The 18809-nt window shown below is 66.3% G+C and carries 17 protein-coding genes; 11 read left to right on the top strand and 6 right to left on the bottom strand.

All coding sequences use genetic code 11. The features are described 5' to 3' along the window. Positions 1-15: 15 nt before the first annotated feature. From ACGTN6_RS07205 to doeA, 4 genes are all read right to left on the bottom strand, one after another. Complete coding sequence (locus ACGTN6_RS07205; RefSeq protein WP_394590683.1) at positions 16-885, bottom strand: carbon-nitrogen hydrolase family protein; 870 nt, start codon at positions 883-885, stop codon at positions 16-18. A 181-nt stretch (positions 886-1066) separates the two neighbouring features. Then, positions 1067-1546 carry an Lrp/AsnC family transcriptional regulator gene (locus ACGTN6_RS07200; RefSeq protein WP_394590682.1) on the bottom strand — a complete coding sequence of 160 codons (480 nt, stop codon included), beginning with the start codon at positions 1544-1546 and terminating at the stop codon, positions 1067-1069. A 23-nt stretch (positions 1547-1569) separates the two neighbouring features. Continuing rightward, the gene (gene doeB, locus ACGTN6_RS07195; RefSeq protein ID WP_394590681.1) at positions 1570-2583 is read right to left on the bottom strand and encodes a N(2)-acetyl-L-2,4-diaminobutanoate deacetylase DoeB; all 1014 of its coding nucleotides are present in this window, start codon (positions 2581-2583) and stop codon (positions 1570-1572) included. 10 nt (positions 2584-2593) lie between these two features. Beyond that, positions 2594-3793: an ectoine hydrolase DoeA gene (gene doeA / locus ACGTN6_RS07190; protein ID WP_394590680.1), complete on the bottom strand. Its 1200-nt coding sequence runs from the start codon at positions 3791-3793 to the stop codon at positions 2594-2596. A 209-nt stretch (positions 3794-4002) separates the two neighbouring features. On the opposite strand from doeA, the gene ehuR reads away from it, so the two are divergent. From ehuR to ACGTN6_RS07170, 4 genes are all read left to right on the top strand, one after another. Further along, positions 4003-5409: a MocR-like ectoine utilization transcription factor EhuR gene (gene ehuR / locus ACGTN6_RS07185; protein ID WP_394590679.1), complete on the top strand. Its 1407-nt coding sequence runs from the start codon at positions 4003-4005 to the stop codon at positions 5407-5409. A gap of 13 nt (positions 5410-5422) precedes the next feature. Further along, positions 5423-6358 carry a 2-hydroxyacid dehydrogenase gene (locus ACGTN6_RS07180; protein WP_394590678.1) on the top strand — a complete coding sequence of 312 codons (936 nt, stop codon included), beginning with the start codon at positions 5423-5425 and terminating at the stop codon, positions 6356-6358. A gap of 116 nt (positions 6359-6474) precedes the next feature. Then, positions 6475-7050, top strand: a complete 576-nt coding sequence (locus ACGTN6_RS07175; RefSeq protein WP_394590677.1) for a nicotinamidase — start codon at positions 6475-6477, stop codon at positions 7048-7050. Further along, positions 7047-8393, top strand: a complete 1347-nt coding sequence (locus tag ACGTN6_RS07170) for a nicotinate phosphoribosyltransferase (protein ID WP_394590676.1) — start codon at positions 7047-7049, stop codon at positions 8391-8393. Before ACGTN6_RS07175 ends, ACGTN6_RS07170 begins: the two co-directional genes overlap by 4 nt. 5 nt (positions 8394-8398) lie before the next feature. Here the strand turns inward: ACGTN6_RS07170 and ACGTN6_RS07165 are convergent, their stop codons facing one another. Further along, a complete protein-coding gene (locus ACGTN6_RS07165) occupies positions 8399-8956 on the bottom strand; it encodes a DJ-1/PfpI family protein (RefSeq protein ID WP_394590675.1) in 558 nt (185 codons plus the stop codon). Between the two features lie 141 nt (positions 8957-9097). On the opposite strand from ACGTN6_RS07165, the gene ACGTN6_RS07160 reads away from it, so the two are divergent. Both ACGTN6_RS07160 and ACGTN6_RS07155 read left to right on the top strand, forming a co-directional pair. Continuing rightward, on the top strand, positions 9098-9751 hold the full coding sequence (locus ACGTN6_RS07160; protein ID WP_394590674.1) for a DUF3108 domain-containing protein: 654 nt from the start codon (positions 9098-9100) through the stop codon (positions 9749-9751). An 84-nt stretch (positions 9752-9835) separates the two neighbouring features. Continuing rightward, the gene (locus ACGTN6_RS07155; RefSeq protein WP_394590673.1) at positions 9836-10762 is read left to right on the top strand and encodes a LysO family transporter; all 927 of its coding nucleotides are present in this window, start codon (positions 9836-9838) and stop codon (positions 10760-10762) included. 135 nt (positions 10763-10897) lie between these two features. On the opposite strand, the gene ACGTN6_RS07150 is transcribed toward ACGTN6_RS07155, so the two are convergent. Then, entirely contained in the window at positions 10898-12415 is a 1518-nt protein-coding gene (locus tag ACGTN6_RS07150) for a carbohydrate porin (RefSeq protein ID WP_394590672.1), read from the bottom strand. 367 nt (positions 12416-12782) lie between these two features. On the opposite strand from ACGTN6_RS07150, the gene ACGTN6_RS07145 reads away from it, so the two are divergent. Genes ACGTN6_RS07145 through ACGTN6_RS07125 form a run of 5 tightly spaced genes read left to right on the top strand, consistent with a single transcriptional unit; the run spans position 12783 to position 18722 of the window. Continuing rightward, a complete protein-coding gene (locus ACGTN6_RS07145; RefSeq protein WP_394590671.1) occupies positions 12783-14081 on the top strand; it encodes an ABC transporter substrate-binding protein in 1299 nt (432 codons plus the stop codon). 14 nt (positions 14082-14095) lie between these two features. Then, a complete protein-coding gene (locus ACGTN6_RS07140; protein WP_394590670.1) occupies positions 14096-15070 on the top strand; it encodes a carbohydrate ABC transporter permease in 975 nt (324 codons plus the stop codon). Next, positions 15067-15909, top strand: a complete 843-nt coding sequence (locus ACGTN6_RS07135) for a carbohydrate ABC transporter permease (RefSeq protein WP_394590669.1) — start codon at positions 15067-15069, stop codon at positions 15907-15909. Before ACGTN6_RS07140 ends, ACGTN6_RS07135 begins: the two co-directional genes overlap by 4 nt. A gap of 25 nt (positions 15910-15934) precedes the next feature. Beyond that, positions 15935-17569 (top strand): alpha-glucosidase, encoded by a 1635-nt coding sequence (locus ACGTN6_RS07130; protein WP_394590668.1) that lies wholly within the window; start codon positions 15935-15937, stop codon positions 17567-17569. A 46-nt stretch (positions 17570-17615) separates the two neighbouring features. After that, positions 17616-18722 (top strand): ABC transporter ATP-binding protein, encoded by a 1107-nt coding sequence (locus ACGTN6_RS07125; RefSeq protein WP_394590667.1) that lies wholly within the window; start codon positions 17616-17618, stop codon positions 18720-18722. Positions 18723-18809 lie beyond the last annotated feature (87 nt).

Below are 18809 nucleotides of genomic sequence, written 5' to 3'. Positions count from 1 at the left end.
ACCCGTTCGAGACGCTCAGTACTCCTCAATATTAGTGCGCTGTGGCTTTTCGAGTGGCCCCAGGGTATCCAGGAAGGGCGAGGAGCCACTCTCGTTGCGGTACAGCGAGAAATCGACGCGCCGATCACGGAAGCTCTTGAGCGGCTGCCCCAGCCCTCGCAGGCCGGTCTCACGTTCGCGGCGCAGGCGGCTCAGATCGATCTCGATGGGCATGATCTCCTCACCGGTGCCGGCCTGGTGGATAACGTCGCCGGACGGGCCCACCACGATGGAGCGCCCGTTGCCGATGGCGCCGGCGCCGTTGATGTCAAAGAAGTAGCACTGGTTGACCGCGGCATTGGTCCGCGCGATGGCCAGTTCGATGTCGCGGTCGATGGTGTCGGTCATGGTCGGGTGCAGTATCACCTCAGCCCCCATCGCTGCCAGGGTACGGGTGGTCTCGGGGAACCACATGTCGTAGCAGATCGACACGCCGAAGCGCCCGACCCGCGGCACGTCGAAGACGACGAACTCGCCGCCGCTCTCAACGCCGGCCTCGTAAGGCCGAAAGGGGAACATCTTGCGATAGCGAGCTACCACCTCTCCGTGAGGGTTGATCACCGACAGGGTGTTGTAGATACCGTCCTCGCACTGCTCGAACATCGAGCCGGGGATCAGCCAGATGCGATGCTGTTCGGCCAGCTGGCAGAACATCGCCTCGGCATGGCTCGGCAGCGGCTGGGCATGGTGCGGCGAGGCGCCCATGGGCATCAGCTCGCTGAACAGCACCATCTGCACCTGGGGGAAACGGCTCATCAGCACGTCGATGCGATGGCGCATGGCCTCGGTGTTATCGCCGTGATGCAGGGCATGCATCTGGACTCCGGCAATCGTGAAATAGGACATGTCATTCCCTCTGCGTCAGGCGATCTCGAATCAAACGGGCTCGGTCCTTGGGCCGGCGTCTGGATTCATGCAGCGCCGGTGGGATCGCCCGGCAGGGTGGGGCTTGCCCCACCACTCTTTCTAGCTTATGCCATGGGTGGCGGGGCGAATCAACGCAGAAGACACGTCGTGACGAGGAGACTCAGTCGGACGCGAAGTCGGACGCGGCGAAACCGCTTGAGGGTCGCTTGACGGTCTTGGTGACGATGTAGGTGAAATAGCGCTCGATGCCGGCGTCGGACATCAGCCAGGCATCGATCAGGCGCTGATAGGCGTCGATGGAATCGGCCTCGAACTTGACCAGGTAATCCACCCCACCGCCGACGGCCACGCACTCGACCGCCTCCGGCGTATCGCGAACCAGCGACTCGAAGCGGGCAAAGCTCTCGACGTTGTGGGTCTTGAGCTCGATCTGCACCCATACCGGAGTGCGCGGCTGGAGCACGGCGGGATTGAGTCGCACGCCATAGCCTTCGATGATGCCGGCCTTTTCGAGGCGCCGCACCCGCTCCCAACAAGGGCTGACGGACAGGTTGATGGCCTCGGCCAGCCGTGACTTGGTAATGCGTCCATCCCTGGACAGGATCTCGAGAATCTTCAGATCGTAGCGATCGAGCTTCATGGGCCTTTATCTTCCGTGAGGGTTCAACCGAGCGACTCGACGACCTCGGCAATCACCGCGATGGTGTCGCCCATGTTGACGTTGGCCGGGAAGCGACGTGCCGCCAGCACGCCGCCGCGACCGGCGCGGTATTCGATGGGTGCGCTGCCGCTGCGCGTCATGTCATAGACCCGAGCGATCACCTGCCCTTGTTCCACCGCCTCGCCCAGCGCCACCGTCAACTCGAGCAAGCCACTGTGTTCGCTCTGCACGTAACAGCTGGCATCCGGCATGTCGAGGTAGACCTGCGGCGCCTCCGGCGAGGCCAGCTCGCCCTCGACCAGCCCGAAGTGAATCAGGAAGTTGCGAATGCCGCGCTCGGTGATGGCCAGGCTCTCGGGGGTGGAGGTGCCGCCGCCACCGAGCTCGGTGGCCACGAACACCTTGCCCTGGCGCTCCACCGCGGTGTCGAACAGCGCCTCCGCGTCGAGTTCGAACATCATCATGGCGTAGGGGGCGCCGAAGGCCTTGGCGCCGTCCAGGGCGCGACGCTGCTGGTCGGCATCATCGAGCACGTGGGAGGCGGCGAAGGGCACGATGTCCAGAGTCCGCCCCCCGGAATGAAGATCGAGCACCGCATCGCACATCGGCACCAGGGTACGAGTGAAGTAGTCGGCAATCTTCTCGGTGACGCTGCCGTCCGGGTCGCCGGGGAAGCTGCGATTGAGGTTGCCGCCATCCATCGGCGAGGTGCGCCGGCCGGCCAGGGCCGCCGGCGTGTTCATCATCGGCACGATGATCACCCGGCCCAGCACCTCCTCGGCGGACAGCGAGCTCGACAGCTTCTGCAGCGCGGTGATGCCCTCGTACTCGTCACCGTGGTTACCGCCGGTCAGCAGAGCGGTGGGGCCCTCGCCGTGCTTGACCACGGTGATCGGGATCATCACCGCGCCCCAGGCCGACTCGTCATTGGAGATCGGCAGCTTCAGGAAGCCGTGCTGGACGCCTTCGGCCTCGAAGTCGACGGTAGCGGAGATAGGGCTGGGTCGTTTGCTCATTGGATGCTCCTTACTTGACGAACAGCTGGCGTGGGAAGTTGGCCAGCGTCTCGCAGCCGGTCTCGGTAATCAGGATGCTCTCGGTGATTTCCAGGCCCCAGTCCTCGACCCACAGCCCCGGCATGAAGTGAAAGGTCATGCCCGGCTCGAGGATGGTCTCGTCGGAGGGACGCAGGCTCATGGTGCGCTCGCCCCAGTCCGGGGGATAGCTGATGCCAATGGGATAACCGCAGCGCGCCCCGCCACGGTCGAAGCCGTACTTGTCCATCGCCGCGCCCAGCGCCATGGCGATGTCCGCGGTGCGGTTACCTGGCTTGGCGACCTCTAGACCGTTCTCGATGCCCTCGAGCAACGCCGACTCGGCGCGCACGAACTCCGCCGGCGGCCTTCCCAGGAAGACGGTGCGCGACATGGGCGCGTGATAGCGCTTGAACACCCCGGCGATCTCGAAGAAGGTGCCCTCGCCCTCGCGAAACGGGGTGTCGTCCCAGGTCAGATGGGGCGCGGCGGCGTCCTTGCCGGTGGGCAGCATCGGCACAATGGCCGGGTAGTCGCCACCGAAGACCTTGCCGTTCTCGTCCTTCCAACCCTCGATGCCGACGCGGTAGATCTCGGACACCAGCTTGCTCTTGGGCAGCCCCGGCTCGATTACCTCGAGGATACGCGAATGCATGCCCTCGACGATCTTCGCGGCGATGCGCATGTACTCGACTTCCTGGGCCGACTTGATCGCACGACACCAGTTGACCAGGGCGTTGGCGTCCATGAAGCGGGCATGCGGCAGCTCGCGCAGCAGCGACTGATAGGCCTTGGCCGAGAAATAGTAGTTGTCCATCTCCATGCCCACCACGCCCTCGTGCCAGCCGCGATCCGGCATGATCGACTGAGCCAGGTAGTCCATGGGATGCATGTCCGGATTCTGCACGTAGTAATCCGGGTAGTAGGTGATGTTCTCCGGGTCCATCCAGCAGGTGCGCAGCGCCCCGTTGGCATCCATGCGCCTGCCATACCATACCGGCTCGCCCTCCAGCCCCAGCAGCACGCACTGGTGCACGTAGAAGGACCAACCGTCATAGCCGGTCAGCCAGGCCATGTTCGAAGGGTCGCTGATGATCAGCACGTCGATGCCCCGGCTCGCCATCTCGGCACGGACCTTCCAGAGTCGGCCGGCATATTCTTCGCGAGTGAAAGGCAGGGAAACCTGAATCATGAAATCGCTCGTCCAACGATCACATCACCGATCCCGGTCGTCTCCTGTCCTGGGAGGCGGCCGGGGCCCAAGGCGGACTTGCCGGCCACGCGAGGGGCCGTTTGAATTGTCATGACATCTTCTATCATAATTCATGACAATTTCAGTCAATGTCTCAATGCCGATACTAGCACTCCCGATCGGCCGGCGGTCAAAGGCTTTATTGCATCATGACAATCGATCTTTCGCCCTATCTGACGGACACCGGTCCCAAATACCTGGCCATCGCTCGCGCCCTGTCGCAGGCCATTCGCCAGGGGGAACTCGTGCCGGGTACTCGGTTGCCGCCCCACCGCCGCCTCGCCGAGACCCTGGGCGTGAGCGTACAGACGGTTTCGCGGGCCTACGCCCAGGCCGAGAAGATGGGCCTGGTGCAATCGCGAGTCGGCAGCGGCACCTGGATCAACGCCCTCGACGACGCCCGGGAATCGGCTTACCTGCACGGACAGGAACCGCGGCAGGAAAACCCGCTGGTCGACCTGTCGATCGCCCATCCGGTCTGTCCACCAAGCCACCACCTGCGGTTTCGCGAGACGCTGGCGATATTGGCCGAACAGGCCCGACCCGAGGTGGCTTCCGCCAACCGCCCCATCGCCGGGTTGATCCACCAACGCGAGCACGCCAGCCAGTGGCTAGACGAGCGGCTCGGCGTGCCCGGCAGCCCCGATGACCGAGTGCTGTGCAACGGTGCCGCCCATGGCCTGATGCTGGCCATTTCCACGGTGGTCCAGCATGGAGACCTGGTGCTGACCGAGGCCCTGACCGATCACGGACTGATCGCCCTGTCACGTACGCTGGGCTTCCAGCTGCGCGGCGTGGCCATCGATGATCGCGGGGTGATTCCCGAGGCCCTGGACCTGGCCTGCCGGCGCCTGCGTCCGCGAGCGGTTTGCCTCACGCCCACCCAGCTCAACCCCACCGGCGCCACCATGGACGAGGCCCGCCGCGACGCGGTGGCTCGCGTGCTCGACCATCACGGAGTGTGGCTGATCGAGGACGACGTCCACGCGCTGCTCGAGCCGCCAGGGCTGACGCCGCTGGCCGCACGCCTGCCGCACCTGTGCTTTCACGTCACCAGCCTGACCAAGGTCGCGCTCCCCGGGCTGAGGGCCGGCTACCTCAGCGTGCCGCGGGGGCAGTTGCACCACACGCTGCCGCGCATGCGCGCCACCAGTTGGATGGCCACCCCGCTGGTCTTCGAGCTAGCCGGCGTCTGGATCGCCGACGGCACCCTGGACAGCCTGGCCGTTGAGCAACGCGAGCTGCTGGCCGAACGCCAGCGCCTCGCGGCGCGCTCGTTCGGCGATCACGAATTCTCCGCCCGGCCCTCCAGCCTGCACCTGTGGCTGTCACTGCCCGCCGCCTGGCGAGCCGAAGAGCTGCAGCAACAGGCCGAGCAGGAGGGCGTAGCCATCACCACCGCCATCCCCTTCATGGTCGAGCAGACTCCGGCGCCGAGACGCATTCGCCTGAGCCTTGGTGCCGAGCCGGATCTCGAGCGCCTAGAAGATGCCTTGTTACGCCTCGCCGCCATGCTCGACGAAGCGCCGCCACCCATGATGCAGATCGTCTACTAGGGAGAGACACCGCATGCGAGTCCTGGTCCATATCGACGCCGCCGAGGCCTGGTGCAAGGCCCTGGCCGAACGCCTGCCCGACGCCGAGATCATCACCAGCACGGCCCCGGCCGCCGAGCGCCGCCATGCCGACTACCTGGCGGCCTGGAAGCCCTCCGCCGAGCTGCTAGGCGAGCTCACAAAGCTCAAGGGCATTGTCAACCTGGGCGCCGGCGTCGATGCCCTGCTGAACAATCCCGCCCTGCCCCGCGGCGTACCCATCGTCAAACTGCGCGATGCCGGCATGGCCGGCCCCATCGCCGACTACGTCCGCTACGGTGTCATGCACTTCCAGCGCGACTTCGACCGCTACCGCCGTCAGCAATCCCGCGCCGAATGGCGTGAACTGCCGGCGACCGACAAGGCCGAGTGGACGGTAGGCGTGCTGGGGCAAGGGGCCATCGGTGCCCGCGTGGCGCAGGCCCTGGCCGATGACGGCTTTCCGGTGCATGGCTGGAGCCGCTCGCCCAAGACGTTGCCCGGCGTGGCCTGCCATCATGGCGACGACGGCTTGCGAGAACTGCTGCCCAGAGTGAAGAGCCTGGTCCTGCTGCTGCCCGACACGCCGGCGACCCGCCATCTCATCGACGCAGAGTCCCTGGGCGCCCTGCCCGAAGGCGCCAGCCTGATCAATCCGGGGCGCGGCAGCCTGATCGACGAAGCCGCGCTGCTCGAAGCACTCGGCGACAGCGAGGCGGAGGGTCGGCTCCGTGGCGCCCTGCTCGACGCCTTCCCGGAGGAACCGCTGCCGGCATCAAGCCCGCTGTGGTCGCATCCGCGGGTGCTGGTCACGCCGCACATGGCCGGCCCTACGCCGCTCGGCGAGGCACTGGATCAGGTGGCCCAGGCGCTGCGCGCCCTGGAGGCCGGGGAGCCGGTGGAGACGATCGATCCCGACGCGGGCTACTAGACACTATCTCGAGGGAAACGGATCCTTGACGCGTGCGGGGCCCGCAGGCCCTACACGAATGCCGGCTCAGGGCATACGCTGAAGGTGACACACACCGACCTCGAAGGAGGAACGCGATGCGTCATGCCCAGGTGGACTACGGCCCCGCGGACGCGCTGCTGGTGGTGGACATGCAGAACGACTTCTGCGAGGGCGGCGCCCTGGCCGTCGCCGGCGGCAACGCCCTGGTGGCTGGCATCAACGCCGAGATCGCCGGCGCCCGGGCGGCCGGCGCCCTGGTCGTCGCCTCCCGGGATTGGCACCCCCTCGACCACGTCAGCTTCGCTCATCGTGGCGGCCCCTGGCCGGTGCACTGTGTCCAGGACACTCCCGGTGCGGCCTTCCACCCCGATCTCGATCTCGACGACGCGACCCTGCGAGTCAGCAAGGCCTGCGCCTTCGACGCCGACGCCTACTCCGCCTTCGACGGCACCGGCCTGGCCGGCTACCTGCGCGAACGCGGCATCGAGCGCGTGATCGTCTGCGGCCTGGCGCTGGATGTCTGCGTTCGGGCCACGGTGCTGGACGCTCGCCGGGAGGGCTTCACGACGCTGCTGCTCGAATCGCTCAGCGCTGCGGTGGATCCCGAGGCAGTGGAGGACTGCCGGGCCGCCTTCGCCGAAGCGGGCGCCACGGTCCAGACACGCTCATGAGCCAGATCGCCCCCCTGACCGTCGACGACGACGAGCTGGTGCTGCTCACCGACCTCTACCAGCTGACCATGACCCAGGCCTACTGGAAGGAGGGCATGGCGAAGCCGGCCACCTTCAGCCTGTTCTTCCGCCGGCTGCCGCCGGAGCGGCGCTTCATGCTCGCCTGTGGCCAGCAATATGCCGCCGAACGCGTCAGCCGCCTGCGCTTCACCGACCGCATCCTCAAGCGGCTCGCCGCGGTCGATCACCTGGAGCCGGCCTTCCTCGACTGGCTGGCCGACTGGCGCTTCGAAGGCGACATCTGGACGCTACCCGAGGGCACTCCGGTATTCGCCAACGAGCCGCTGCTGGAAGTCGACGCGCCCATCGCCCAGGCCCAGCTGCTCGAAAGCCTGATCATGAACCTGGTGCAGCTGGAGACGGTGCTGGCCTCCAAGGCGGTGCGCCTCGTGATGGCCGCGCAGGGTCGGCCGGTAGTGGACTTCGGCCTGCGCCGCATGCACGGCGTCGACGCCGCGGTGCGCGGGGTGCGCGCCTATCGCGCGGCGGGGCTCGCCGGCACCAGCAACGTGCTGGGCGGGCTGCGCCATGACCTGGCGCTCAACGGCACCATGGCCCACAGCTACGTGCTGGCCCACGACAGCGAACGCGAGGCCTTCCGCGCCTTCGCCCGGTACTATCCGGGCACTACCCTGCTGGTGGATACCCACGACACCCTGGAAGGGGTACGACGAGTGATCGAATTGCTGCAAGACGAGCCCGGACTTCACGTGGGCGCCGTGCGCCTGGATTCCGGCGACCTCGGCGAACTGGCTCGCAGCACCCGAGCGCTGCTCGACGCGGCCGGCCATGACCGAGTACGGATCGTCGCCAGCAGCGGCCTCGACGAGCACGGCATCGCGTCGCTGCTGGCGGACGGCGCGCCGATCGATGCCTTCGGCGTCGGCACCCAGCTCGGCGTGGCGGCCGACGCCCCGGTCATCGATCTCTCCTACAAGCTGGTCGAGTACGCCGGCATTCCGCGGGTCAAACACTCCATCGGCAAGGTCAACCTGCCCGGCCGCAAGCAGGTATTTCGCCGCCACGATGTCCACGGCCACTATATCGGCGACATCATCGCCGGCCGCGACGAGCACGTTGACGGGGCGACACCGCTGCTGCACCCCTGCGTGGTGTACGGCGAAGCGGTACCGGAGGCGATGGCCGCTGCCCAGGCCACGCGTGAACGTGTCACCGTGGCCATCGCACATCTGCCGGCCTCGCTGCATGAGCTCGTCCGCGGCGAGAGCGACTATCCGGTAACGCTGTCGGAGACGCTCGAACGGCAGACGCGGGGCGGCTGAGCGCGCTACAGGAGTTCGTGGAAGCGCGCCAGCCAGGCCGGGTGCGCTGGCCAGGCCGGCGCAGTGACCAGCTTGCCGCTGACGATCGCCTGGTCGACGGCGATCTCGACGAAGTCGCCGCCGGCCAGATGCACCTCCGGGGCACAGGCCGGGTAAGCGGAGACACGCCAACCATCGAGCGAGACCGCGGCGGCCAGCAGCTGGGCACCGTGACAGATGGCCGCCACCGGCTTGTCATGGTCGAAGAAGTAGCGCACCAGCTCCAGCACCCGCTCGTCCAGGCGTAGATACTCCGGCGCCCGGCCACCGGGGATCACCAGGCCGTCATAGTCATCGAGGGCTATCTCGGCGAAGGTGGCATTGAGGATGAAGTCGTGACCCGGCTTCTCGGTGTAGGTCTGGTCGCCCTCGAAGTCGTGGATGGCGGTGCGAATGCGATCCCCCTCGCGCTTGTCCGGGCACACCGCGTCGACGCGATGGCCCATGGCCTGGAGGGCCTGGAAGGGCACCATGATCTCGTAGTCTTCGACGAAGTCGCCGGCGATGAGCAGCAAGCTGGCCATGGAGGTCTCCTTGTGGATGAGCGGGAAAGCGGCCCCTGACAGGGCAGCCTAGCCCGCCATCGATGAATCGGCCATGACAGGCGGGAACCCGGGGCGGCACGCTGCGCTCTCAAGGCAGTCACCTTGTTCGAAGGCATACCCATGCTCTTTCCCATCCTGCGCCGTTTCGGCTGGCTGGCACTGCTGACGCTGGCTATGCCCGCCCTGGCGGCCCCCCAGCCGCAGGCCTTCAGCGCCCGCTACCACCTAGAGGTCGCGGGCTGGCCGGACGCCGAGATCCACCACCGTCTCAGTCAAGACGCCGGACACTGGCAGAGCGAGATGCGCGCCAGCCTGCCCGGTGCCAGCGGTCACGAATGGGGGCGCTTCCGGCTCGACGACGATCGGATCCGCTCGCTGCACTATGCTGCCGGCTACTCGCTGCTGGGAATCCGCCGCGCCTATTCCCTGGATCGCAACGACCTCGCCCCGCTGCCCGATCGCCAGAGCGCCCTGGTGGCTCTGGCAGTTCGCGCCATCGACGATGCCCCTCGGGATACGAGCCAACTGCGCTATCGCGACCACCGCGGGCGCGAGGAAAGGATCGACTTCAGGGTGCTGGGGCGAGAGGACATCACCCTGCCGGCGGGGCGCTTCGAGGCGGTGCGGGTAGCCCTGGTCGAGCCCGACAAGGACGACCGCCGCCTGGTGCTCGATTTCGACGTCCGACATCCAGGGCTGCTGCTGGGCATGGAATACTATCGCGACGGCCGCTGGCGCAGCCGACTGACCCTCACCGAGCTGTCGACGCCCTGAAACCTTACCCTCCGGGCGGGACATGCTAAAGTAGCCGGTTTTTCGACCGCCGCCGGCGGTCTCGAGTGGAGAAAGGAATCTCGCATGCTCACCGGACTGCTGATCGTGCTGCTGCCGCTGATCCTCGGCTACCTGGTTCGGGTCCGCCATGACGGCGTGATGGCGTGGATCAACCGCGGCGTGAACGCCTCGATCTACGCCATCCTGCTGCTGATGGGCGTGAGCCTGGCCGGGCTCGACGATCTCGGCGGTCAGTTTGCCCGCCTGGGCAGCCAGGCGTTGATCCTGCTAGCCGCGACATCGGCGTGCAATCTCGTCGCACTGGGCTGGTTGTCGCACCGGCTGCGCCTGCCGGTGGATCCCGCCCGTTCCGTGGCCGGCGCGCCCACCAGCAAACTGGCCGCCATGGCCGGCTCGCTGTCACTGGTCGGAGTCGTGGTGGGCGGCATGCTGCTCGGCCTGGCGGCGGGCCAGATCCTGGGCAAGCCGCTGTTCGCCTGGGCAGAGCGCCTCTCGGAGTGGGTGCTCTATGCGCTGCTGGTGCTGATCGGTTGCCAGCTCAGAAACTCGGGCATGCCGCTCAAGCAGATCCTGCTCAATCGCTTCGGACTGGTCATTGCCAGCACCCTGGCAGCGAGCTCGCTGATCGGCGGCCTCGCTGCCGCCCCGCTGCTCGATCTTCGCTGGAACGAAGGGCTGGCGATGGCCGCCGGCTTCGGCTGGTACTCGCTGTCCGGGATCCTGATCGGCGACGAACTCGGGCCGCTGCTAGGCGGCGTGGCCTTCTTCAACGACCTGGGCCGCGAGCTGCTGGCCTTCGTGCTGATTCCGCTGGTGATCCGCCGCCATGCGGCGCTGGCCATCGGCTACGGCGGCGCCACCTCCATGGACTTCACCCTGCCGGTGATCCAGCAGCACGGCGGGGTGAGCTGCGTCCCGGTGGCAGTGGTCAGCGGCTTCATCCTGTCGCTGCTGTCTCCCCCACTGATCCTGTTCCTGTTGTCGCTGTAAGGCCATTTCACCCTGCCGTCTTTGCAGAGGTCACCCAGCACCACGGCGGGGTGAGCTGCGTCCCGGAACGAAAACGCCCGCGACCCTGGGGTCGCGGGCAAGCATCGAAACAGCGCTAGGTCAGGCGGATCGCGATCAGAACCAGACCTCGCTCTGCACACCGAAGGCCCACTCGTCGCCGGTGAAGCCGGAGCTGCCGAAGGCGTCCTCAGACGAGTAGTCGTTGAGCTCCTCGTCCCAGTCGCTCCACGACGCGAACAGGCGAATCTCCGGGCGCTTCCAGAACCCGCCCACCTCGGGCTTGAAGGTCGGGGCGATGGTCAACTTGGTGTAATCGCCCTCGACGGCATTGTTGCCACCGTAGCCTTCCGGCGAGATGTCCATCCACTGGTAGCTGCCTTCGTACTGCATCTCGAAATTCTCGGTCAGCTCGTTGGCCAGGCGCACGTTGAAGGTCGCCCAGTCGTACTGGTCACCCTCGACATAGCGGTCTTCGCTGGTCTCGGCCAGAATCGCCGGTGCCACACGCCACTTCGGCGCCAGGTAGGTGGTGCCATACAGGCCCAGCCGCGTCGCGGTGGCATCCTCGCTCAGGTTGCCGTTGGAGCCGATGCTCTTGGTCTCGGCACCCAGCCCCTGGCCATGCATGACCGCCGCCTTGAAGTTGCCATCACTCAGGCCGAAGAAGTCATCGCCGTGGTAGGCCACCATGGTGTGTACGCCGCTATCCGCAGCGTTGGCATTGCCCTCGGTCAGGCGATCGTCGTTGTCAGTGGCATTCATGCCGCTGACCATCCACTGCCAGTTACCGAAGTAGTTGTTGGACGTGAGAATGAGGTTGTCGGTGCTGCCGGTATCGGCCGCCGGATTCATGCTGTCGACCGGGAAGTCGGTGAAACTGCGCCCGTAGATGGAGAGGTTGGACTTCCAGTTGTCGGCCAGCTGCATGTCGTAGATACCCGCACCGGTGCCCGCCAGGAAGATGAAGTCGCTGTCGAGCCAGTGGATATCGAAATTGTCGCGATCGAAGCGCTTGCCGGCCCAGATCGAGGCATTCTCGAAGGCCCCGGTGAAGCTTGGCAGGTCACTGAACTCGACGAAGACCTGGCGCACGTTGAGGCTCGATTCGTCGGCGGTCCAGTCGTTACTGGTCTCTACCCCATCCGCGATCATGGTCCGGTAGAGGGCCTTGGCGCCGTTGTCGAAGCGCATCTTGTAGTTGAGAATCGCCTCGGCGTAGGTGTCCGGCTCATTGCCAAGACGCCCCACGGCGCCACCTTGCGCGCCCGCCGGCGTCAGGTAAGGGCCACCCTCGGTACTCTTGCCGTCATCGCCGATCAGCAGCCCCGAACGGGCATAGGCGTTGAAGGAGAAGCCCTCTTCTCCGTTGGCGTGACGCTCAACGGCCGCCAGACGCGTCTCCAGTTCCTCGTCGGACGGCCGCTGAGCCACCTCCTGCTCAGCTTCTTCGGCACGGCGCTCGGCGGCCGCGGCGCGCTGCTCGGCGGCGATGATTCGCTGCTCCAGCTCGGCCAGCCTGGCCTCGAGATCGCTGGTCGACTGGGCACTGGCCAGGCCGCTGGCACTCAGGGCAGCAGCAGCGATGGCCATGACGAGCGGAGACTTGCGCGGGCGTTGGGTCGGAAATGTCATCGTGATCAATGCCTTTGTTGTTGTCGCATGGGATCTCGTCCGGCGATGCCTGTTGAGCTTGCCAGCCTGGAAACGACCGACATGGCGCGCCTTAGGACTTAATCGTTTAAGACAATAGTCATAATATGACGTAACAAAAACACGACTTACGTCTAAAACTCGCAAAATCGCGCGTCAAAAATAGTAAACAAACAAGATTCCCCGCCTCGCGGCGGCTTGCTCACGACGAAAGTCTAGGTTGCACAGCCGTGCCGGCGTCGCTTAACTGAGCGCCATGTCTTAATCGTTTAAGACGCCGCTCGGCATCGCCTTTGTCATCGCTTCCGCGATACCGACGCTCGACAACAACAAGCGACGAGGATACGCCATGCAACGCAAACCCCTGATCGCCTCCGGCCTCGCCCTGCTGGGCGCCGTAGGCGCTACTCCGGCCCTGTCGGCCGACCTGACCATCTCCTGCGGCGCGGTGGGCGCCGAGCTTGAGCTCTGCGAGCAGGGGGTCGCGGCCTGGGAGAACGAAACCGGCCACGAGGTGGAGATCGTCTCCACGCCCAACTCGTCCACCGAACGGCTGTCGCTCTATCAGCAGATCCTGTCTGCCCGCTCCGGCGACATCGATGTGCTGCAGATCGACGTGGTCTGGCCCGGCCTGCTGGCCAATCATCTGCTCGACCTCAACGAGACGCTGGGCGAGGAAGCCGCCGACGGCCACTTCGAGGCCATCGTCGCCAACAACACCGTCGACGGCCGGCTGGTGGCCATGCCGTGGTTCACCGACGCCGGCGTGCTCTACTACCGCAAGGACCTGCTCGAGCAATACGGCTTCGCGCCGCCCGAGACCTGGCAACAGCTGACCGACATCGCCACCGACATCCAGGCCGCCGAGCGCGACGCCGGCAACGACAAGATGTGGGGCTACGTCTTCCAGGGACGCGCCTACGAGGGACTGACCTGCAACGCGCTCGAATGGGTGGCCAGCCAAGGCGGCGGCACCATCGTCGACGCCGAAGGCGAGATCACCATCGACAACGCCAACGCCGCCGCGGCGCTGGACCTGGCCGCCGGCTGGATCGGCGAGATCGCCCCGCAGGGCGCGCTCAACTACACCGAGGAAGAAGCCCGCGGCATCTTCCAGTCCGGCAATGCCGTGTTCATGCGCAACTGGCCCTACGCCTGGTCGCTGGCCCAGAGCGAGGACAGCGAGGTAGCCGGCAAGGTCGGCGTGATCAAGCTGCCCCACGGGGCCGATGGCACCAGCGCCGCGGCATCGGGCGGCGAGAACCAGAGCGCTGCCGCTCTGGGCGGCTGGAACCTGGCAGTCTCCAAGTACAGCGAGAACGCCGAGCTCGCCGCCGAACTGGTGGCCTTCCTGACCGGTGAGGCCGAGCAGAAGCGGCGCGCCATCGAGGCGGCCTACAACCCCACCATCACCTCGCTCTATTCAGATGAGGCGGTACTCGAGGCGGTGCCCTTCTTTGGCACGCTCTACGACACCTTCACCAACGCCGTGGCGCGGCCCTCCGCCGTCACCGGCGACAACTACGGCCGGGTCAGTAACGCCTTCTTCAACGCGGCGCACGGGGTGCTGTCCGGCGACCAGAGCGGTGCCGACGCCGTCGCCGAGCTGGATAGCGAGCTGTCACGCATCAAGCGCCGTCGCTGGTAACCCTGGAGGCTTCCATGTCGACTCCCGTCACTGAACAGGCATCCCCGGCGGCACGCCGCAATCCGGCGGGCTATCGCGGCACCAAGGTGCGCCGCCAACGGGTTCGCGCCGCCTGGACCTTCCTCGCGCCGATGCTGGTCGCGCTGGCCCTGGTTGCCGGCTGGCCTCTGCTGCGCACCTTCTATCTGAGCCTCACCGACGCCTCGCTTTCAGACACCGCCGGCGCCGCGCTGATCGGCTTCGAGAACTACCTGGTCTACGACGACGGTGCCTGGTACGGGCTGCTCGCCGACCCGGTGTGGTGGACCTCGGTATGGAACACCGTCTACTTCAGCCTGGTATCGGTCTCGCTGGAGGTGGTGTTCGGCATCATCGTCGCGCTGCTGCTCAACGCCGAGTTCAAGGGCCGCATGCTGGTACGCGCCGCGGTGCTGATTCCCTGGGCCATCCCAACCATCGTCTCGGCCAAGATGTGGGCGTGGATGCTCAACGACCAGTTCGGGATCATCAACCATCTGCTGATGGGCCTGGGGCTGATCGACGCTCCGCTGGCCTGGACCGCCGACGCTGACCTCTCCATGTGGGCGGTGATCATGGTCGACGTCTGGAAGACCATTCCCTTCGTCGCCCTGCTGGTGCTGGCCGCCCTGCAGATGCTGCCCAAGGACTGCTTCGAGGCCGCCGAGGTCGACGGCATTCACCCGATCAAGGTGTTCTTCCGCGTGACCCTGCCGCTGATCACTCCGGCGCTGCTGGTGGCGGTGATCTTCCGCCTGCTCGACGCCCTGCGCGTGTTCGACGTCATCTACGTGCTGACCTCCAACTCCACCAGCACCATGACCATGTCGATCTACGCCCGCCAGCAGCTGGTGGAGTTCCAGGACGTCGGTTACGGCAGCGCCGCCTCGACGATGCTGTTCCTGATCATCGCCCTGGCCGTGGTCGTCTATCTCTACCTGGGCCGCCGTCAACTGGGAGTCGATCAATGAACACGTATCAGCTGATGAAACTCGCCAAGCGCGTCGGCCTCTACGCCCTGATCGCCGTGGTGCTGGTCTACGCCGTCTTTCCGTTCTACTACGCCGTGATCACCTCGCTGAAGCCGTCAAGCGAGCTGTTCCGGGTCGACTTCTGGCTGTCGTCGGTGGACTTCGGCAACTACGTGCAGATCTTCACTCAGAAGAGCTTCGTGCGGGCCATCTTCAACTCCATCGTCATCTCGCTGTCGGTGGTGGCCATCGCCCTGCTGCTGGGCATCACCGCCTCCTACGCCCTGGGCCGGGTGCGCTTCCGCGGCCGCACCACGGTGATGCTGACGATCCTCGGGGTGTCGATGTTCCCCCAGGTGGCGGTGCTCTCCGGGCTGTTCGAGGTGATCCGAACGCTGAACCTCTACAACAACCCAGGCGGGCTGATACTGAGCTACACCATCTTCACCCTGCCCTTCACCGTCTGGGTACTGACCACCTTCATGCGCCAGCTGCCCATGGAGCTGGAGGAAGCGGCGATCATGGATGGCGCCACTCCCTGGGTGACCATCACCAGGGTGTTCCTGCCGCTGATGTGGCCGGCCATGGCGACCACCGGCCTGCTGGCCTTCATCGCCGCCTGGAACGAGTTCCTGTTCGCCCTGACCTTCACCCTCACCGACGACCAGCGCACGGTGCCGGTAGCCATCGCCCTGATCTCGGGCGGCAGCCAGCACGAGCTGCCCTGGGGCCCGATCATGGCTGCCTCGGTCACCGTCACCGTACCGCTGGTCATCCTAGTGATGATCTTCCAGCGCCGCATCGTCTCCGGTCTGACGGCCGGCGCCGTCAAGGGCTAACCCCATGTCATCAAGGAACCCGACCATGCAAGACAACCTGAGCTGGTGGCGCGGCGGCGTCATCTACCAGATCTACCCGCGCAGCTTCATGGATGCGAATCACGATGGCATCGGCGATCTTCCCGGCATCACCGAGAAGCTCGACTACGTGGCGAGCCTGGGCGTGGACGGCATCTGGCTGTCGCCGTTCTTCACCTCGCCGATGGCCGACTTCGGCTACGACGTCAGCGACTACCGCGACGTCGACCCGATGTTCGGCACCCTGGACGACTTCAAGGCACTGCTGGCCCGCGCCCACGAACTGGGCCTGAAGGTGATGATCGACCAGGTGATCAGCCATACCTCGGATGCGCACCCCTGGTTCGCCGAGAGCCGCATGGACCGCACCAACGACCGCGCCGACTGGTACGTCTGGGCCGATCCCAAGCCCGACGGCACGCCCCCCAACAACTGGCTGTCGATCTTCGGCGGTTCGGCCTGGACCTTCGACCCCCGGCGCCGCCAGTACTACCTGCACAACTTCCTGGCCAGCCAGCCGGACCTCAACTTCCACAACCCCGGGGTCAGAAAAGCCCAGCTCGACAACATGCGCTTCTGGCTCGAGCTCGGCGTCGACGGCTTCCGCCTGGACACCGTCAACTTCTACTTCCACGACGCCGAACTGCGCGACAACCCGCCGGTGCCGGCGGACGAGACCCGGACCCTGGGCGCTCCGGATGCCAACCCCTACACCTGGCAGCGCCACGTCTACGACCTGAGCCGTCCGGAGAACCTCGACTTCCTGCGCGACCTGCGTGCACTGATGGATGAGTACCCGGGTACCACCACGGTGGGCGAGATCGGCGACGACAATCCGCTCGAGCGCATGGCCGAATACACTGCCGGCGGCGACAAGCTGCATATGGCCTACACCTTCGACCTGCTCAACGCACCACACTCGCCGGCCTACATTCGCGAGGTGATCGAGCGCTTCCAGCGCCTGGCCGGCGATGCCTGGCCGTGCTGGGCACTGTCCAACCACGACGTGGAGCGAAGCGCCAGCCGCTGGGGCGCGGCCGAGGATCCCCTGGCCTATCCCAGGGTGGCCCTGGCGCTGCTGTTCTCGCTGCGCGGCAGCGTCTGCCTCTACCAGGGTGAGGAGCTGGGCCTGCCCGAGGCCGAGGTACCCTTCGAGCGCATCCAGGACCCCTACGGCAAGGTGCTGTGGCCGGAGTTCAAGGGTCGCGACGGCTGTCGCACGCCGATGCCCTGGAGCGATGCCGCCCAGGGCGGCTTCACCGCCGACGGCGTGGAACCCTGGCTGCCGCTGGAGGCCTGCCACCTGGCGCTCGCCGTCTCGCGCCAGCAGGACGACAGCGCCTCGACGCTGGCCGCCACACGGACGCTGCTGGGCTTCCGGCGCCGGCACCCGGCGCTGGTCGACGGCGACCTCGAACTGGTCGACGTCGGCGAAGAGCTGCTCGGCTTCGTTCGCGAGGCAAGCGGCGAAGCCGGAGGCGAGCGGCTGCTGTGCGTCTTCAATCTCGGCGGCAGCCCCCGCAGCGCGACCCTGCCATGCACCGGCACGCCGCTCGACGGCCACGGCTTCACTGCCTCACTCGACGGCCACGCCCTGACGCTGCCGGCCTATCAGGCCGCCTTTATCCAGCTCGACAGATAACCCCCTACAAGAATGCCGGCCCGAGAGGCCGGCGAGGAGTCGCCAGATGGCAAGCGTGACGCTCGAAAAGCTCAACAAGGTCTTCGGCCATACCCACATCATCAAGGACGTCGACCTCGAGATCGGCAACGGCGAGTTCGTGGTTTTCGTCGGCCCCTCGGGCTGCGGCAAGTCCACCCTGCTGCGACTGATCGCCGGGCTCGAGTCGATCTCCGACGGCGAACTCAGGATCGCCGGCGACGTGGTCAACGACCTGCCACCCCGCGAGCGCGGCGTGGGCATGGTGTTCCAATCCTACGCCCTTTATCCACACATGACGGTCTACGAGAACATGGCCTTCGGCCTCAAGCTGGCCAAGACCGCCAAGGAAACCGTCGAGCAGCGGGTGATGGCCACGGCGCGCATCCTGCAGCTCGAGGAGCTGCTCGAGCGCAAGCCCAAGGCACTTTCCGGCGGCCAGCGCCAGCGGGTAGCCATGGGCCGCGCCATGGCTCGCGAGCCACGCATCCTGCTGTTCGACGAGCCGCTTTCCAATCTCGATGCCTCGCTGCGGGTGCAGATGCGCAACGAGATCGCCCGCCTCCACCACCGACTGGGCTCCACCATGGTCTACGTCACCCACGACCAGGTCGAAGCCATGACGCTGGCCGACAAGATCGTGGTGCTGCGCGACGGCCGCGTCGAGCAGGTCGGCAGCCCGCAGACGCTCTATCAACAGCCGGCGACCCGCTTCGTGGCCGGTTTCATCGGCTCACCGACCATGAACTTCATGCCGGCGAAGCTGCTGAGTGGTGACAACGAAGGCTGTCGCGTCACGGCGCCGGGCCTGGGCGAGCTTGCCCTGCCTCAAGACGCCGGCAACGAGTCCACCGGTGCCGATCTGACCCTCGGCGTACGCCCCGAACACCTGTGCCTGGCCGAGGCCCAGGGCGACAACGCCTTCGAGATCGTCAACGTCGAGTACCTGGGCAACGAGGTCTACGTCTACCTGGAGCCCAAGGCCGGCGACACCCTGCTGATCCATCGCAGCGAGGCACCCAGCCGCTGGGAGATCGGCCAGCGGGTAGCGCTGGTGCCCGAACTCGAGCACGTCCACCTGTTCGACGCCGCCGACCGGGCGCTGGGCGTCGCCGGCCAGCGCCGGGCGGCCTGATCGCCTCAGCGCCATGATGCGCCGGATATCCGCCATCCGGCGCTGCTCCACCGTCCACCGCTCCACATGACAATCACAACGCCGGAG

It is taken from the genome of Halomonas sp. B23F22_20, from assembly GCF_043496985.1.
GTDB lineage: Bacteria > Pseudomonadota > Gammaproteobacteria > Pseudomonadales > Halomonadaceae > Halomonas.
The sequence above is the reverse complement of the archived record's forward strand: the minus strand, read 5'-3'. Positions and strand labels throughout refer to the sequence as shown.

Coding starts and splice junctions, on each gene's coding strand:
- ACGTN6_RS07160 (WP_394590674.1), top strand. CDS start 9,098: ATGCTCTTTCCCATCCTGCGCCGTTTCGGCTGGCTGGCACTGCTGACG.
- ACGTN6_RS07125 (WP_394590667.1), top strand. CDS start 17,616: ATGGCAAGCGTGACGCTCGAAAAGCTCAACAAGGTCTTCGGCCATACC.
- ACGTN6_RS07150 (WP_394590672.1), bottom strand. CDS start 12,415: ATGACATTTCCGACCCAACGCCCGCGCAAGTCTCCGCTCGTCATGGCC.
- ACGTN6_RS07145 (WP_394590671.1), top strand. CDS start 12,783: ATGCAACGCAAACCCCTGATCGCCTCCGGCCTCGCCCTGCTGGGCGCC.
- ACGTN6_RS07130 (WP_394590668.1), top strand. CDS start 15,935: ATGCAAGACAACCTGAGCTGGTGGCGCGGCGGCGTCATCTACCAGATC.
- ACGTN6_RS07180 (WP_394590678.1), top strand. CDS start 5,423: ATGCGAGTCCTGGTCCATATCGACGCCGCCGAGGCCTGGTGCAAGGCC.
- ACGTN6_RS07205 (WP_394590683.1), bottom strand. CDS start 885: ATGTCCTATTTCACGATTGCCGGAGTCCAGATGCATGCCCTGCATCAC.
- ACGTN6_RS07155 (WP_394590673.1), top strand. CDS start 9,836: ATGCTCACCGGACTGCTGATCGTGCTGCTGCCGCTGATCCTCGGCTAC.
- ACGTN6_RS07200 (WP_394590682.1), bottom strand. CDS start 1,546: ATGAAGCTCGATCGCTACGATCTGAAGATTCTCGAGATCCTGTCCAGG.
- ACGTN6_RS07175 (WP_394590677.1), top strand. CDS start 6,475: ATGCGTCATGCCCAGGTGGACTACGGCCCCGCGGACGCGCTGCTGGTG.
- ACGTN6_RS07165 (WP_394590675.1), bottom strand. CDS start 8,956: ATGGCCAGCTTGCTGCTCATCGCCGGCGACTTCGTCGAAGACTACGAG.
- ehuR (WP_394590679.1), top strand. CDS start 4,003: ATGACAATCGATCTTTCGCCCTATCTGACGGACACCGGTCCCAAATAC.
- ACGTN6_RS07135 (WP_394590669.1), top strand. CDS start 15,067: ATGAACACGTATCAGCTGATGAAACTCGCCAAGCGCGTCGGCCTCTAC.
- doeA (WP_394590680.1), bottom strand. CDS start 3,793: ATGATTCAGGTTTCCCTGCCTTTCACTCGCGAAGAATATGCCGGCCGA.
- ACGTN6_RS07170 (WP_394590676.1), top strand. CDS start 7,047: ATGAGCCAGATCGCCCCCCTGACCGTCGACGACGACGAGCTGGTGCTG.
- ACGTN6_RS07140 (WP_394590670.1), top strand. CDS start 14,096: ATGTCGACTCCCGTCACTGAACAGGCATCCCCGGCGGCACGCCGCAAT.
- doeB (WP_394590681.1), bottom strand. CDS start 2,583: ATGAGCAAACGACCCAGCCCTATCTCCGCTACCGTCGACTTCGAGGCC.